The sequence below is a fragment of the Halomonas sp. TD01 genome (assembly GCF_923868895.1).
Classification (GTDB): Bacteria; Pseudomonadota; Gammaproteobacteria; order Pseudomonadales; family Halomonadaceae; genus Vreelandella.
This window is the reverse complement of record NZ_OV350343.1, coordinates 1,996,911-2,015,461: the sequence shown is the minus strand read 5'-3', so window position 1 is coordinate 2,015,461 and position 18,551 is coordinate 1,996,911. Positions and strand designations below refer to the sequence as shown.

At 54.2% G+C, this 18,551-nt stretch carries 4 protein-coding genes and 1 pseudogene; 1 reads left to right on the top strand and 4 read right to left on the bottom strand.

What is annotated here, in order from left to right; all coding sequences use genetic code 11:
• Positions 1–232 precede the first annotated feature (232 nt).
• The 4 genes and pseudogenes from L1X57_RS09215 to L1X57_RS09205 all read right to left on the bottom strand — a co-directional run bounded on the left by L1X57_RS09215 (position 233) and on the right by L1X57_RS09205 (position 16,947).
• Positions 233–1,060, bottom strand: a complete 828-nt coding sequence (locus L1X57_RS09215; RefSeq protein WP_234668031.1) for an OmpA family protein — start codon at positions 1,058–1,060, stop codon at positions 233–235.
• An 11-nt stretch (positions 1,061–1,071) separates the two neighbouring features.
• Positions 1,072–4,593 carry a YadA-like family protein gene (locus tag L1X57_RS09210; protein ID WP_234668030.1) on the bottom strand — a complete coding sequence of 1,174 codons (3,522 nt, stop codon included), beginning with the start codon at positions 4,591–4,593 and terminating at the stop codon, positions 1,072–1,074.
• Between the two features lie 90 nt (positions 4,594–4,683).
• Positions 4,684–4,746, bottom strand: a pseudogene (locus L1X57_RS18885) (hypothetical protein); the annotation flags it as partial.
• 12 nt (positions 4,747–4,758) lie between these two features.
• The gene (locus L1X57_RS09205; protein WP_234668028.1) at positions 4,759–16,947 is read right to left on the bottom strand and encodes an ESPR-type extended signal peptide-containing protein; all 12,189 of its coding nucleotides are present in this window, start codon (positions 16,945–16,947) and stop codon (positions 4,759–4,761) included.
• A 769-nt stretch (positions 16,948–17,716) separates the two neighbouring features.
• Between L1X57_RS09205 and L1X57_RS09200 the strand changes: the two genes are divergently transcribed.
• Positions 17,717–18,457: a response regulator transcription factor gene (locus L1X57_RS09200; protein WP_009724808.1), complete on the top strand. Its 741-nt coding sequence runs from the start codon at positions 17,717–17,719 to the stop codon at positions 18,455–18,457.
• The last annotated feature ends 94 nt before the right edge of the window (positions 18,458–18,551 follow it).

The window sequence follows — 18,551 nt, the reverse complement described above, 5'->3', positions numbered from 1 at the left end:
ATTTTTTTACAGCAAAATAACAAACTCTCAACACAATGAAACGATTGTTAATAAAAAAATCAGCACTAATCTTTAAACTTAACTAAAACCTGTATAAAAAGTTAAGCCATGTAAATCAGCCATAATATATTTTTCAAAAAGCACAAACCAACTAAAGCAACACATACAAAAAAACCGAAGCTTTAAAAGCTTCGGCTAAAAGATCGGCATTGCTAAAAGGCTTAGCCGTTAACTAACTATTAGTAACTATTACCTCCACTCTGCGATTGGGCCGTAAACACCCCTTCACGCTGGGCGTGGCCATTTGGCCAGGGCAATCTACTATTGGGTCAGACTCCCCTCTTCCTAGCAATGTTAAGTCACGGCGCTCTATCCCTTGTGATACTAGATAGCTACCGACCGCCTCCGCACGCGACTGAGATAAGCGCAGGTTATATTGCTCATCTCCGAATCGGTCTGTGTAACCAATGATGCGAACATTCGGCGACGAGTAGGCATTAAGAACCATTTCTGCCACCCTTTCTAGGGCGCGCCGACCTTCTAACGAAAGTTGATCACTATCAAAATCAAACAACACATCGCCTGATAACGTCAACTTCTCTTCACGCGGCTCAGTGGCAATCTCTTCCACTTCGATTGGCACTAGTAGCGCAGGACACTGCGCATCCCGCCAGCGAGTGCTTTCTAACGCCATATCATCGTCATAGTGCACTTGGTATTGGCAAGTAATGTACTCGTTTCCATTGCCTGTATAGAGATTGAAAACATAGTTCCACTCTCGAACACCAAAGAACCCTTCCGTGAAGTGAGGGTTACCGATTAACTGGCGTACTTGATCTTTTGTTTGGCTTTCCCGAATACGCAAAATGTTTTCAGGGTCAACAAACTGTCCGCCGTCGTACCAGTTGCCCGCTAGCGCCGGAAAGCCATCTCCGGCGTCGCGCAATTCGGTACGGTCGTTGTTGGGCGGGCTAGCACAGCCCGCTAAAACGAGAACGGCGGCTATACTGGCGGCCCCAAGGGCCGCCTTTGTCATCATGCGATTGCTACGGTTGTTCACGTCGCTCTCCTTTACCAGTGCCAGCCAGCGCCAATACCTGCGCCGAAGTTGCTTTGCGAGTCGCCCGTCACCTTACCTTGGATAACCCAGCGGCCATTGTCTGAGAGGCGCGATACACCCACCGAGACCGCAGATTCACCACCGTAGGTACCTGCCCCTACACCTACCATGCTCTTACCAGGCATCCAGGCTTGCGGCACCGTAGAGGCGGCGATCGCACTAGCAGAACCGGCGTTAGCATTACGTTCAACGCTGTCGATACGTTCGTGAACGTTGACGATTTCGTTTTCAAAGCGACGGCCAAGCTCATTCAACTGCCCTACGTTGGCAGCATCGTTGGCATTAATACCTGGCGCCACATTGGTGATGGTGGTGCCTTCATCACCTTTCAGCGTGACGGTGCTGTAGTCAACATTGCCATCTTCATCACGGTCATAGTTCACCGCACCGCGCTGAACCGCGTCCAACTGACGAACGTTAACCGCGTCGGTGTCTTGGGTACCGCCTGCCACGTTGGTAATCTGGCGTTCGTTGCCCGCGCTACCCACGGAAACAGCCCCTTGAGTGGAAGCCACCGATTCGTTGGAGAAGCGCTCACGCTCACCGTTCATGCCTTCACGGTCAGCAACGGAATCCGCACCAAGTGCAACGCTGCCGTCAGCCGTTGACTGAGCGCCGGCCCCCGAGGCAACGCTACGGTCGCCTGCCGCGACACTGCTTGGCCCCATGGCGATGCTGTCAGTACCTTGTGGGTCTGCGGCAGGGCCGTCGCTATTGGCGCGGAAGTACTTGGAGCCCCCTTGTTCAATGTTGGTGATTTGGTTCTGCACATCCCATAGCTGGCTACCGTTCACCGCATCCGAGCTATTTTGCGCAATATCACCGGGGGCAACATTGGTGATCTTCGTGCCGCCATCGCCTTCCAAGCTAATGGTGTTGTAATTAACACTACCGTCATCGTTGCGGTCATACGCCACCGCACGGTTATCCAGGTCTGCCAGGTCGTTGGTGATATTACTGATATCGCCTTCAACAGTGGTGACGCGGTTGCCTAGCGACCCGACCGCTTGATTAGTGGCATACAATTGGCTGCCGTTAATCGCATCAGTACTCTCTGCCGACACTCGGCCTGCTGCGACGTTCGTCACCGTACGTTCAGCACCGACGCTGCCAACGCTGACCGTGGCTACCGGAGAGGCGCCCGCAAACTGGTAGGTTTGACCTGCGATCTCTACCGAAGCGGTACCAACCGCAGCGGCAGTGCGGGCGCCTTCCCCTAGCGCAACGCTGCCTTGGTGGGAGGCAATCGCGTCGTACCCCATCGCCAGTGCACGATCTGCCGAAGCGACGGCCTCGTAACCAACAGCGGTGGAGCCTTGCCCTTGGGCAAAGGCATCGCTCACTGCTAAACCACTGTCGTTGGTGCGCACGTAGCGAATGCCGAGGCCGTTATTGGTGATGTACTCATCGCTTCCGTCACCAACAACGTTCGTAACGCTGTTTTCTAACACTTCGATCCACTGATTCGTGGCGTAAAGTTGAGAGCCGTTGATGGCATCTTTGCTATCGGCTGATACATCACCTTCGGCTAAGTTAGTAATCCCCTCGTTACTAATAACAGGCCCGTCTTGCCCTACGGTAAGGCTATTACCGATCGATAAATCATCGGATAGCCCAAACGCGACTTCTTCACGATCATTAACCGTGGCCTGAGTAATGAGTATGTTACCGTCATCACTTAAGAGGTTAACTTCACCCGTTGGGGCCACATTGCTAGCGTCACCATCTTCAACGCTCAAGTTCCATCCAGCGTTCGCCGTAGCACTTACCTCTTCAATAGCCTGGTTAGAAGCGAAAAGTTGGCTGCCATTAATGGCATCAGTGCTGGTCGCACTAACTCGCCCCGCTGCCACATTGGTGATCGTGCGTTCATTACCCGCGCTACCAACGCTGACGGTACTCGTCGGTGTAGTGCCTGCAAATGAGTAGTCATTGCCAATCAGCGTAATGCCCTGGGTTTCAACCGGTTCATCTGTGGTGCTGTTGCTGCCTAGCGCTACACTTTGATCATGGCTAACCGTCGCCCCTGCCCCCAGGGCAATACCCTGCTGAGCTTCAGAACGGGCGTTGGTACCGAACGCAATGCCATCTGACAGCAGTACTTCGGCACTATCGCCAATGGCAGTGCCGCCTGGAGCCATTTGCCCCACAATCGCGCCATTACCAATACCAATGCCGTTATCACCGTTAGTGACCGTGGTTGGGCCAACCGCAATACTGTCGTTACCTGCCGCAAGTGAGTCAGGCGCCTTGGAGTTAGCGTGGAAGTACTTCGTGCCCGTATCCACCACGGAGCCTATCGCTCCCTGAAGCTGACGCACGGTGACAGCGTCTTGCGCTTCAGTACCATCGGCAACATTAATAATCTGACGGTAAGAATCGCTGTCCCCGACGGAAATCGCACCAAGTAATTCTTTGTCGGTGGTGTTGTACTCAATGGTTGCCGAACCCACAGGAATAAAGCCTGATTCTGGCGCTAAAGCACGGTCAGAAATCGAGCCGCTACCCAGTGCCAAGCTATCTCGAATCGGTGCATTCGCCCCAAACCCCATGGCTACGGCACCTTCGCCGCTGGCGCTAGCGTCTACGCCACTAGCGATGGCATTCAACCCAGTGGCACCATCGTTATTAAAGTTACCTCCGATAGTGCCGCCGTCGTTCACGCTGTAGTAACGAGCACGATTTTCATTAAAGTATTGAAGGTTCAGCGCATCACCTTCGTTTACTGGTGCGCCTACATTACGAATGACTTGATTATTAGCATCAATGCCGCCACTGGCGGTGATGCTGGGCCCGCCAGCAATAGTGAGGCCATCGTTGGTGACGGTGGTGAGGTTGCCGCTGCCATCGTCTACGCGCAGGCCAGCATTGGTGAGTTCACTGTTGCCGGCGGTGACGCTGTCGAGATCAAGGTCACGATTAAGGGTAACTTCCACCTCACCGGCATCATCGATGCCTGTCTGCGCGACGGTGAGATTACTATCCCCAGTGAACGTTACCTCGCCATTAGGACCTATATTGGCGGCATTGGTACCGTCGGTGACATTCCAGCCCGCATTGGCTGCGGCACTTACTTCTTCAATGGCTTGGTTAGAAGCAAACAGCTGACTACCGTTGATGGCATCAGTGCTGGTTTCACTAACACGACCAGCCGCTACATTGGTCAACGTGCGCTCGTTGCCTGCACTGCCAACACTCACCGTGCTATCCGGCGTGGTACCTGCAAATGAGTAATCATTGCCAATCAGCGTAATACCCTGAGTAGCCACCGGCTCATCCGTTGTACTGTTGCTACCTAACGCTACACTTTGATCGTGGCTAACCGTCGCCCCTGCGCCCAGGGCAATACCCTGCTGAGCTTCAGAGCGGGCATTAGTGCCGAACGCGATTCCGTCGGAGAGCAATACCTCGGCATTATTGCCAATGGCGGTACCACCCGGTGCCATTTGACCAACAATTGCGCCATTCCCCATACCAATGCCGTTATCACCGTTAGTGACCGTGGTTGGCCCAACGGCAATACTGTCGTTACCTGCCGCAAGTGAGTCTGGCGCCGTAGAGTTGGCGTGGAAATACTTAGTGCCGGTATTAACTACAGAGCCTATTGCCCCCTGTAGCTGGCGAACCGTGACGGCGTCTTACGCTTCAGTGCCATCGGCAACATTAATAATCTGACGGTAAGAATCGCTGTCCCCGACGGAAATAGCGCCAAGCAGTTCTTTGTCGGTGGTGTTAAATTCAATGGTTGCCGAGCCGGCTGGTATAAAGCCCGATTCAGGCGCTAAGGCTCGGTCAGAAACCGAGCCACTACCAATCGCTAAGCTGCCACGTACTAGAGCATTTGCCCCAAAGCCCATGGCCACTGCACCCTCGCCATCAGCAATAGCGCCTACGCCGCTCGCCATCGCATTCAAACCGGTGGCACCGTCGTTATTGAAGTTACCGCCGATGACACCGTTATCGTTCACACTAAAGTAACGAACGCGGTTTTCATTGAAGTATTGAAGGTTTAGTGCATCACCATCATTCACTGGGTCGCCCAGGTTGGTGATGGAGTTGCCACCCATATCAATGCCGTTACCATTAAGCGTTGGGCCGTTGTTTATCGTCAGGCTATCAGCCGTAAGATTAGGACTCGTGGCAATTTCAATCGCACCGCCGTTGTCGCTCAGCTCAACGTTCTGGCCACTGATAAAGTTGGCGACGTTATCATTCTGGTCGAGGGTTTTAACGTTGGTGCCGTCGATTTGGGTGACCACGGTTTGTAAGGCAGAGTCGGCCAGCGTCAGGCTATCTTTGCTAGCTTGGCTGAGATCCACCGCATAGTCGGTGATGTTATCAGCATCGGGGGCGGCGGCAGTGACGTCTACTGCGCCGGAACCGGCGCTAACACTCGCACTGTCCGCATTCACGGTGTAAATAGCTTGGCCATCAGCACCAATGGTCTGGTCAACGCCCGTCACGTTAGTGCCACCCGCAACTTCTGTCTTCGACGCCGCTGCGCTGTTTTGCAGCTGGCTGAGGTTGACGGCATCTTGAGCGTTCACGCCATCTGCGAGGTTGCTAATGGTGGTGTTATTCATATCAATGCCGCCGCCATTGATGGTCGGACCGTCAATAAACATCGCGCTATCAAAGGCTACGTCATCGGCTGTGGCCACGGTGATATCCATATCACTACGGGTGATATCGACATTTTTGCCATCCAGGAACTGGACCGTATCTCCTGGAGCAACATTGGTCGCTATGTCACCGTTGGTTTGAACATTCCAGCCAGTATTGGCAATCGCGTTGACCTGCTCAATGGCCAAGTTAGAGGCAAACAGCTGGCTGCCATTGATGGCATCGGTACTTGTCTCACTCACGCGGCCTGCGGCCACATTGGTCAACGTGCGCTCATTGCCTGCACTGCCAATACTCACCGTGCTATCTGGGGTGGTGCCCGCGAAGGTGTAGCTATCACCGGCAATCGTGACGCCACTGGTGGCCACCGCTTCCTCTGTCACGCTATTGCTACCCAAGGCGACACTTTGATCGTGACTAACCGTCGCGCCTGCGCCCAGGGCGATACCTTGCTGCGCTTCGGAGCGGGCATTCGTGCCGAACGCAATGCCATCGGAGAGCAGCACTTCGGCATTATTACCAATGGCAGTGCCGCCTGGGGCCATTTGACCGACAATCGCGCCGTTACCCATGCCGATGCCATTGTCACCATTGGTGACTGTATTAGGCCCAATAGCAAGGCTATCTTCTCCAGCCGCAATCGCGTCAGGGTCATCGGAGTTGGCACGGTAATATTTTATGCCGGTGGTAATCACTGAGCCCACCGCGCCTTGCAGTTGGCGCACTGTCACGGCGTCTTGAGCTTCAGTACCATCGGCAACGTTAGTGATCTGACGGTAGGAGTCATCATCACCCACCGAGATTGCGCCGAGCAGCTCTTTGTCAGTGGTGTTGAACTCAATGGTGGCAGACCCTGCAGGAATAAAGCCGGAGTCCGGGGCCAGGGCGCGATCCACTACCGAGCCACTGCCCAGTGCCAAGCTATCGCGAATCGGGGCACTGGCACCAAAGCCCATAGCCACTGCACCATCCCCGCTGGCAGTGGCATTAACACCAGAGGCAATGGCGTTCAGGCCCGTTGCGCCATCGTTGTTGAAGTTGCCGCCAATAGTGCCACCGTCATTCACACTGTAGTAGCGGGTGCGGTTGGCATCGAAGTAGTCAAGATTGATGGCATCACCACCGTCTACCGCCTCTCCAACATTGGTGATGCGGTTATCGTTCATATCAATGCCGTTGTCATTGAGCGTCGGACCACCATTGTTGATGGTCAGGCTATCCGCCGTCAGGTCTGCACTAGTGGCGATTTCAATCGCGCCATTATCATCACTCAGTTCGATATTGTTACCGCTGATAAAGTTGGCGACGTTATCGTTCTGGTCGAGAGTTTTGACCTCGGTACCGTCGATCTGGGTAACCACAGTTTGGAGCGCAGAGTCGGCCAGCGTCAGGCTGTCTTTGCTGGCTTGGCTGAGATCCACCGCGTAGTCGGTGACGTTGTTGGCATCTGGCGCAGCGGCAGTGACATCCACGGCGCCAGAGCCAGCGCTAACGCTCGCGCCGTCGGCATTAACGGTGTAGATGTCCTGGCCGTTCACACCAGTAGCCTTGTCCACAGTGGCTACATTGGTGCCACCAGCCACTTCAGTCTTCGAAGCGGCAGCGGAGTTTTCCAGCTGGCTGAGATTGACGGCGTCGTTAGCATTCACGCCATCAGCCAGGTTGCTAATGGTGGTGGCGTTCATATCAATGCCGCCACCCGTCAGCGTGGGGCCACCGGTGATGGTCACATCATCAAAGACCACACTGTCGGCTGTGGCGACGGTGATATCGGCACCGTTGCGAGTAATATCAATATTCTTGCCGTCGATAAACTGAACAGTATCGCCGGGAGCAACATTAGTAGCCGCATCACCGTTGGTTTGAACATTCCAACCAGTATTGGCGACATCGCTGACCTGCTTAAGCTGGTCTTCACTGGCCGCTTGGCCCGAGGTGAAGTTATCAGGATCAAAGGTGGTGTTAGACAGGCCGTTAATGGTGTCACCACCACCAGTATTGACAGTGACATTGCCGAACTGCGGTGAATCAACAGTGGCGATTGTAATATCCGTGCCGTTGCGGGTGATGGCAATGTTTTGACCATCAAGCATCTGAACAGTGTCGCCTGGGGCAACACTGGTCGCTGTATCACCATTGGTTTGAATATCCCAGCCCGTGTTGGCAATCGCACTGACCTCTTCAATGGCTTGGTTAGAGGCAAACAGCTGGCTGCCATTGATGGCGTCGGTACTGGTTTCACTCACACGGCCTGCCGCGACATTGGTCAACGTGCGCTCGTTGCCTGCACTGCCAATACTCACCGTGCTATCTGGGGTGGCGCCTGCGAAGGTATAGCTATCACCGGCAATCGTGACGCCACTGGTGGCCACCGCTTCCTCTGTCACGCTATTGCTACCCAAGGCGACACTTTGATCGTGGCTAACCGTCGCGCCTGCGCCCAGGGCAATGCCCTGCTGAGCTTCAGAACGCGCGTTAGTGCCGAACGCAATGCCATCGGAGAGCAGTACCTCAGCATTATTACCAATCGCAGTGCCACCTGGGGCCATTTGCCCGACAATCGCGCCGTTACCCATGCCGATGCCATTGTCACCATTGGTGACTGTATTAGGCCCAATAGCAAGACTGTCTTCTCCAGCCGCAATCGCGTCAGGGTCATCGGAGTTGGCACGGTAATATTTTATGCCGGTGGTAATCACCGAGCCCACCGCGCCTTGCAGTTGGCGCACTGTCACGGCGTCCTGCGCCTGAGTGCCGTCGGCGACGTTGGTGATCTGGCGGTAGGCGTCGCTGTCACCTACAGAGATCGCACCGAGCAACTCTTTATCGGTGGTGTTGAACTCAATGGTCGCGGACCCGGCTGGAATAAAGCCGGAGTCCGGGGCCAGGGCACGATCCACTACCGAGCCACTGCCCAGTGCCAGGCTATCGCGAATCGGTGCACTGGCACCAAAGCCCATAGCCACCGCGCCGTCTCCACTGGCAGTGGCATTAACACCAGAGGCAATGGCGTTCAGGCCCGTTGCGCCATCGTTGTTGAAGTTGCCGCCAATAGTGCCACCGTCATTCACACTGTAGTAGCGGGTGCGGTTGGCATCGAAGTAGTCAAGATTGATGGCATCACCACCGTCTACCGCCTCTCCAACATTGGTGATGCGGTTATCGTTCATATCAATGCCGTTGTCATTGAGCGTCGGACCACCATTGTTGATGGTCAGGCTATCCGCCGTCAGGTCTGCACTAGTGGCGATTTCAATCGCGCCATTATCATCACTCAGTTCGATATTGTTACCGCTGATAAAGTTGGCGACGTTATCGTTCTGGTCGAGAGTTTTGACCTCGGTACCGTCGATCTGGGTAACCACAGTTTGGAGCGCAGAGTCGGCCAGCGTCAGGCTGTCTTTGCTGGCTTGGCTGAGATCCACCGCGTAGTCGGTGACGTTGTTGGCATCTGGCGCTGCGGCAGTGACATCTACTGCGCCGGAACCGGCACTCACTGATGCGCCGTCCGCATTCACGGTGTAGATGTCTTGGCCGTCAGCGCCGGTGGTTTGGCCAACACTGGCCACGTTTGTGCCAGCAATGACTTCCGTGCGGGAGGCTGCAGCAGCTCCCTCTAGTTGGCTAACGTTGACAGCATCTTGGGCGTTCACGCCATCAGCCAGGTTGCTAATGGTGGTGGCGTTCATATCAATGCCGCCACCCGTCAGCGTGGGGCCACCGGTGATGGTCACATCATCAAAGACCACACTGTCGGCCGTGGCGACGGTGATATCGGCACCGTTGCGAGTAATATCAATATTCTTGCCGTCGATAAACTGAACAGTATCGCCGGGTGCCACGTTGGTAGCCGTGTCACCGTTGGCTTGAACATTCCAGCCAGTATTGGCGACATCGCTGACCTGCTTAAGCTGGTCTTCACTGGCCGCTTGGCCCGAGGTGAAGTTATCAGGATCAAAGGTGGTGTTAGACAGGCCGTTAATGGTGTCACCACCACCAGTATTGACAGTGACATTGCCGAACTGCGGTGAATCAACAGTGGCGATTGTAATATCCGTGCCGTTGCGGGTGATGGCAATGTTTTGACCATCAAGCATCTGAACAGTGTCGCCTGGGGCAACACTGGTCGCTGTATCACCATTGGTTTGAATATCCCAGCCCGTGTTGGCAATCGCACTGACCTCTTCAATGGCTTGATTAGAGGCAAACAGCTGGCTGCCATTGATGGCGTCGGTACTGGTTTCACTCACACGGCCTGCCGCGACATTGGTCAACGTGCGCTCGTTGCCTGCACTGCCAATACTCACCGTGCTATCTGGGGTGGCGCCTGCGAAGGTATAGCTATCACCGGCAATCGTGACGCCACTGGTGGCCACCGCTTCCTCTGTCACGCTATTGCTACCCAAGGCGACACTTTGATCGTGGCTAACCGTCGCGCCTGCGCCCAGGGCAATGCCCTGCTGAGCTTCAGAACGCGCGTTAGTGCCGAACGCAATGCCATCGGAGAGCAGCACTTCGGCATTATTACCAATGGCAGTGCCGCCTGGGGCCATTTGACCGACAATCGCGCCGTTACCCATGCCGATGCCATTGTCACCATTGGTGACTGTATTAGGCCCAATAGCAAGGCTATCTTCTCCAGCCGCAATCGCGTCAGGGTCATCGGAGTTGGCACGGTAATATTTTATGCCGGTGGTAATCACTGAGCCCACCGCGCCTTGCAGTTGGCGCACTGTCACGGCGTCCTGCGCCTGGGTGCCGTCGGCGACGTTGGTGATCTGGCGGTAGGCGTCGCTGTCACCTACCGAGATCGCACCGAGCAACTCTTTATCGGTGGTGTTGAACTCAATGGTCGCGGACCCGGCTGGAATAAAGCCGGAGTCCGGGGCCAGGGCACGATCCACTACCGAGCCACTGCCCAATGCCAGGCTATCGCGAATCGGGGCACTGGCACCGAAGCCCATAGCCACCGCGCCATCCCCGCTGGCAGTGGCATTAACGCCGGAGGCAATTGCATTCAGGCCCGTTGCGCCATCGTTGTTGAAGTTGCCGCCAATAGTGCCACCGTCATTCACACTGTAGTAGCGGGTGCGGTTGGCATCGAAGTAGTCAAGATTGATGGCATCACCACCGTCTACCGCCTCTCCAACATTGGTGATGCGGTTATCGTTCATATCAATGCCGTTGTCATTGAGCGTCGGACCACCATTGTTGATGGTCAGGCTATCCGCCGTAAGATCTGGGCTAGTAGCAATCTTGATGCCGCCAGCCTCGTCACTGAGCACGATGTTATCGCCAGTGACGAAGTTGGCGACGTTGTCGTTCTGGTCGAGAGTTTTCACCTCAGTGCCGTCGATCTGAGTGACCACGGTTTGCAACGCGGAGTCGGCCAGCGTCAGGCTGTCTTTGCTGGCTTGACTGAGATCCACCGCGTAGTCGGTGATGTTATTGGCATCTGGCGCAGCGGCAGTGACATCCACCGCGCCGGAACCGGCACTCACTGATGCGCCGTCCGCATTCACGGTGTAGATATCCTGGCCGTTCACGCCAGTAGCCTTGTCCACACTAGCCACATTGGTGCCACCAGCCACTTCAGTCTTCGAAGCGGCAGCGGAGTTTTCCAGCTGGCTGAGATTGACGGCGTCGTTAGCATTCACCCCATCAGCCAGGTTGCTAATGGTGGTGGCGTTCATATCAATGCCACCGCTAGTGAGCGTGGGCCCACCGGTGATGGTCACATCATCAAAGACCACACTGTCGGCCGTGGCGACGGTGATATCGGCACCGTTGCGAGTAATATCAATATTCTTGCCGTCGATAAACTGAACAGTATCGCCGGGTGCCACGTTGGTAGCCGTGTCACCGTTGGCTTGAACATTCCAGCCAGTATTGGCTACTTCATTAACCGCCTTCAACTGGCTGACGTTGACCGCATCGGTATCTGTGGCACCAGCAGCAACGTTAGTGATGCGGCGCTCGTTACCAGCACTACCCACTGAAACTTCGCTATCCGCCGTGGGCGCTGCAACAGCAATCGGATTGCCTTCACCATCCAGCGGCTGGTAAGCCGCAGTGCTCAGTGTGCTGCCGTCGGCTAGGCTATTCGAACCCAACGCCACACTATTGGCCGCCGTTGCTTGCGAGCCCCCACCCATTGCTAGAGATAAATCCCCCTCAGCTTTAGAGTTACTGCCGTAAGAGGCAGCGTAGTAACCGTTAGCTTTAGAAAAGAAACCTGTCGCAGTGGCATTATCTCCCGTGGCTTCGGAGAGCGGCCCCACGGCAGTGCCTCGATAATCACTTCTAGCGCTATTACCAATCGCTACAGCATCTTCACCGGCGGCATTTGCAAGCCGCCCCAAGGCAACACTCGCCGTGCCCGACGCTTGAGCGTTTGAACCAATCGCAGAAGAGCTTGAACCTGACGCGTTCGCTCTAGTGCCAATAGCAGTTGCTGTACTGCCAGTCGCCGTAGAAGACTGCCCCAAGGATGTCGAACCAGGAGCCGACGCCAGAGCATTAGCCCCAACAGCAGTCGCATCATTGGCACCCGTTGCTTGGCTATTGAAACCAACGGCGGTGTTATTTTCACCTGTAGAGATGGCCTCTACACCGGCGGCCATTGCATTTACGCCAGTGGCGCCATCGTTTTCGTAGTTACCCTGAATAACGCCATCGTCGTTAACGCTGTAGTAGCGGGTGCGGTTTTCATCGAAATACTTGAGGTTGAGTGCATCTCCTGCGTTCACCGGATCACCCAGGTTGGTAATGGTATTGCCGCCCATATCAATGCCGTTGTCATTAAGCGTTGGGCCATTGGTGATCGCTAGGCTATCAGCGGTGAGGTTCGGGCTAGTGGCAATTTCAATCGCGCCACCCAGATCGCTCAGCTCGATGTTATCGCCGCTGATAAAGTTAGCGACGTTGTCGTTCTGATCAATTGTCTTAACCACGGTGCCATCGATCTGGGTGACCACGGTTTGTAAGGCAGAATCCGCCAGCGTCAGGCTGTCTTTGCTAGCTTGGCTAAGATCGACCGCGTAGTCAGTGACGTTGTTGGCATCGGGGGCAGCGGCGGCGACGTCCACCGCACCGGAACCGGCGCTTACTGATGCGCCATCCGCATTCACGGTGTAGATGTCCTGGCCGTTAATACCAGTGGCTTTATCCACACTGGCCACATTGGTGCCGCCCGCTACTTCAGTCTTTGAAGCGGCAGCAGCGCCTTCCAACTGGCTTAGGTTCACGGCGTCGTTAGCATTCACCCCATCAGCTAGGTTGCTAATGGTGGTGTTGTTCATATCAATGCCGCCGCCAGTGAGCGTCGGGCCACCCGTGATGGTCACGTCATCAAAGACCACACTGTCGGCCGTGGCAACGGTGATATCAGCGCCGTTGCGAGTAATATCAATATTCTTGCCGTCGATAAACTGAACAGTATCGCCGGGCGCCACATTGGTGGCCGTGTCACCGTTGGTTTGAACATCCCAGCCAGCGCTGGCCAGTTCATTAACCGCCTTTAATTGGCTGACATTGACGGCGTCAGTATCTTCTGCACCGGCAGCAACATTGATGATGCGACGCTCATCACCCACAGTGCCCACTGAGACCTCACTTGTTGCCGTGGGCGCTGCAACTGCAATCGGATTGCCACTTGAATCTAGCGGCTGGTAAGCCGCAGTAGCAAGCGTGCTGCCATCAGCGACCGAATCAGAACCTAAGGCAACATTACCAGTGCCCTGGGCTGACGCACCGCTACCAATGGCAACAGCTTCTATGCCGCCATCAAATAAATCTGTTGCGGCCCGGGCCCCTTGGCCAATCGCAACTGACTTATTACCTCCCGCTAAGGCCCCCGTCCCGACAGCCACTTGATCTTCACCAGTACTCGCTGTGCGAGCACCATCGCCCATGGCTAGCGAGGAATTACCATCGGCCAGCGCATTAGTACCCGCCGCCAGCGCATTGATGCCGGTCGCACCGTCGTTGTCATAGTTACCTTGCTGGACTCCGTTATCATTGACACTGTAATAACGGGTGCGGTTTTCATCGAAGTAATCGAGATTAACCGCATCACCACCGTTTATCGGCGCCCCCACATTGGTAATGGTATCGCCGCCCATATCAATGCCGTTGTCATTGAGCGTTGGACCATTGGTGATTGTCAGGCTATCAGCGGTGAGGTTCGGGCTAGTGGCAATTTCAATCGCGCCACCCAGATCGCTCAGCTCGATGTTATCGCCGCTGATAAAGTTAGCGACATTGTCGTTCTGATCAATCGTCTTAACCGCAGTGCCATCGATCTGGGTCACCACGTCCTGCAGCGCGGAGTCCGCCAGCGTCAGGCTGTCTTTGCTAGCTTGGCTAAGGTCGACCGCGTAGTCGGTGACGTTGTTGGCATCGGGGGCAGCAGCGACGACGTCCACCGCACCGGAGCCTGCGCTAACGCTCGCGCCCTCGGCATTCACGGTGTAGATGTCCTGGCCGTTAATACCAGTGGCTTTATCCACACTGGCGATATTGCTGCCGCCCGCAACTTCAGTCTTCGAAGCCGCTGCGGCATCGTCTAGCTGATTAAGATTGACCGCATCAGTACCCGCCACCCCAGGGGCCACACCGGAGATCGTGGTGTTGCCGGCATCGATACCGGTGGCCCCGATGTTGACGGGACCTGCCGTCAGGGTGTCGGTTTTAACATCCGTGAAGGTGACATTGTCCAGCGTGGCAATTTCAATGCCACCCGCACCGTCAGGGCTGAGCGCCATATTCTTGCCCGTCACGAAGTTGGCGTTGTTATCGCCCTTGGTCAGGGTTTTGACGTCAACACCGTCAACCTGGGTCACCACGTCCTGCAGCGCGGAGTCCGCCAGCGTCAGGCTGTCTTTGCTAGCTTGGCTAAGGTCGACCGCGTAGTCGGTGACGTTGTTGGCATCGGGGGCAGCGGCGACGACGTCCACCGCACCGGAACCGGCGCTCACTGATGCGCCCTCGGCGTTAACGGTGTAGATATCCTGGCCGTTAATACCGGTGGTTTTATCCACACTGGCGATATTGCTGCCGCCCGCGACTTCGGTCTTTGAGGCCGCTGCGGCATCGTCTAGCTGATTAAGGTTGACCGCATCAGTACCCGCCACACCAGGGGCCACACCGGAGATCGTGGTGTTGCCGGCATCGATACCGGTGGCCCCGATGTTGACGGGGCCTGCCGTCAGGGTGTCGGTCTTAACATCCGTGAAGGTGACGTTGTCCAACGTGGCAATTTCAATGCCGCCCGCACCGTCAGGGCTGAGCGCCATATTCTTGCCCGTCACGAAGTTGGCGTTGTTATCGCCCTTGGTCAGGGTTTTGACGTCAACACCGTCGACCTGGGTCACCACGTCCTGTAGCGCGGAGTCCGCCAGCGTCAGGCTATCTTTGCTAGCTTGGCTAAGGTCGACCGCGTAGTCAGTGACGTTATTGGCATCGGGTACAGCGGCGACGACGTCCACCGCTGCCGAGCCTGCGCTAACGCTCGCACCATCAGCGTTGATGGTGTAAATGGTCCCACCATTAGGGTTATCACTTTCTGCCACACTCGTAACGTTTGTGCCTGCTGCCACACTAGTTTGCGTAGCAACAAGCTGGCTGACATTCACCGCATCATCAAGTTCGGTACCTGCCGCAACGCTGGTGATCTGGCGGCTTCCGATATCCACAGCTGCCTGAGTGGCCACCGTACCATTAATTGCGGCGGTGTCTGCTGCCGTCGCACCAAAGGGTACATAGCCCGCTATACCTGCTGCGGTATCTGCTACCGAACCAGAGCCTAGTGCCACTCCTCCCGCCTGCGTGACATCCGCATTATTACCCACCACCATGGCATCGGGGACATTGATGTTATTGTCGTTGCCGATAATGCGGCTGCCGTCAGCGGTAGCCGCAAGGATGTTACGGTTACCAAACGCACCGGCCTCGTCAGCGTCGATGGTATTGTCGTTGCCCAGTGCGTAGCTGCCTGCGCCCGTGATGATATTAGGATCACCGATAGCGCCAGAACCTGTTCCAGAAACTTCGTTAGCAAAACCAATACTGATCGTTTTGTCACCCGAAGCGATAGCTCCCGTTCCTAGAGCTAATGCATCTGTCCCGGTGGCTTGGCTTTCCTTACCCATCGCCAAACTATTAACGCCAGTCGCAGTCGCTTGATTACCCACTGCAACAGAATCATTACCTTGGGAACTGGATGAAAAACCTAGGGCTGTAGAACGCTCACCGATTGATGTCGCCTGATCACCGATAGCGGTAGCATTTAGCTCAGCTTGAGTATCACTACCAATCGCGACTGCACGGTTTGCCGCCGCATTGGCAAGTGTCCCAATGGCAACAGATTGCACACCTGCGGCACCAGACTCACGCCCAAAAGCGACGGCATCCTGCTGACTTGCCACAGCCCGCGTACCAAAAGCGAGCGAGTCAGTACCAATAGCCTGTGTATTTTGGGTAGTATAATCTCTTAGAGAATCTGCAGATCCAATGGCAATAGCTCGCGGCCCAGAAGCAAGTGACGACTGCCCCATTGCTACAGAACCATCACCAATGGCAGCCGATACATTACCGAATGAAATAGCATTTCTTCCTAATGAGCCAGACTCTCGGCCTATTGCCATCGCCCCCCAACCGGTCGCAACCCCTCGGTTACCTAACACAACATTGTTATTGCTACCTGCATAGGAATAGGCGCCAATAACCGTCGATGCACCATTATTGGCAACAGGGGATTCAGCGATTGAATTAGCCCCAATAACAACAGACCCCTTGGAGCGCGCCTCAGCGTCCGTGCCAATAGCCACTGCTCCACTCACGGTTAAACCACCTGAGTAGTCAATAGGCAGGCCCAGACCAATGACATTGGGATTGCCCCAATACAAGGTAGTGAGGCCATCATCATTTGCAAAAGTCCCGTCACCGACTTTGAGCCCGGCGCCAGCCCCTGTAAGTGTTGCGCTTTTAGCAGCATAACTGGGCTCCGACAGTACCAAGCTACCTGCCACTATCGAAGCGACCGCTGCGGTAAACAACAAGCATTTCTGTGTAACGCCAGGACTTTCAATATGTCCAACTAAGCTTTTCCGCGCCCCCGATTTGTGCTGAGAGCGAGCGGCTTCTGATGCCACAACCAGACGACCTAAGGTGCGGTTCCAGATAAGGCGAAATACGTTATTCATGCCCTTTCTCCGATAAAAATAGCCAGGTTTTTTTGTAGTTAGTTTTCCTAGTCTCTTGGGCGATGGGTATGAAACACCTAGCTTAGCTGGCACTTTCAGCTTGGCTTATAAACCATATTATTTTGTTTCATAAGAATTTTTTATGAAACTATTATTAATAGTCTAAAGCCCCCGCCGCTTGAAACATTACTTAATATTGAAGCTAGCATAGGGAGTTGACCGCCTCCACAAGATGAATAAACGTTAATTTCTAAATTAATGAATTTTCTTTTAAGCTCTTATTCAAAAACACCAATTAAAAAACACAATTTCCGTTTAAAGCCCAACAACCACATCACCTTTATTGATAGTAAGCACTTACTATTAAACTTATAAAAAAATCGATTAAAGCTAAAAAAATCTGCTGTTAACTTAAATTTATTTTTTAGATGCACTCATCAATTTACATTTCAGCCGACATGCGTATTCTTGGGAGTAGCCAACCTGCAACGTAGATTGATCATGCTAAAGTTTGATCATGCTGTTGCTGCAGCACCGGTAGGGAAAGGGCTTGAGGATACTAAGCACTACTTGACAGGCACGTTCAGAGGCCTGCTGTTATCATCAGCAGTTAACAAAAGAAGCGCTTAACAAGCTTTTCTACTTGCAAAGCTCATATTTCGGAGCAAGTATCTAACTATGGCACTTTGGCCCTTTTTCTAGATCTAGGAACAAATTCGCAACCTATGCTGCTCACTTTCACTGACGAGACCTGACTTGGATACAGCCTATGCGCATTGCAGTAGTAGAAGATGAGAAGGTGGTATCAGAGCGCATTGAAAAAGCGCTTATGGATGGCTTTGCCGAACGAGGAATAGAAGCAAACATCTTCTCATTCGAGACCAGCAAGGCATTTATTCATACCGCCAGCCGCAATACGTTTGATTTAGTCATACTTGACTGGCATTTGCCTGACGGCACCGGTATTGCGCTGCTCAATTGGATGAAAACCTACCTACAGATTATTCCTGCTGTCCTAATGGTAACTCTGCGGCAGGAAGAAGCCGATATCATACAAGCCTTAAATGCGGGAGCTGATGACTTCATCAGCAAGCCTTTTAGACCGCGCGAACTGGCTGCAAGGGCCTATGCTTCAACTCGGCGCCACTCACTACGCACTCCTAGTGTTGCTCAGCAGCAAACATTAGAGTTTGGTCGTATTAAGCTTAATACCAACCGTGAAACGGCATACGTAGACGGAGAAGAAGTATCGTTGACGAGGCAGGAGTTCCGCTTAGCATTTCTACTGCTAAACCAGCTAGGCAGTCCGCTTTCACGTTCTTACCTATATGAATATGTATGGGGTAAAAGTGATCCGCCTGGCACACGTACGCTAGACGTTCATATTCACCGGGTGCGTAAAAAACTTAATCTAACGTCGGAGTTTGGTTGGAATCTTGTTTCTGTTTACGGCTATGGCTACCGATTACAGGCGCTCGATGAACTAACTGACGAATCATCAGGCGAATAAAACGCGCTTTTAGACCTCAATAGAAAAACCCGCTTAGGAAATAGGCATCCTAAGCGGGTTTTTACTGTGCGAGCATATCAAAACAGATGTGCTC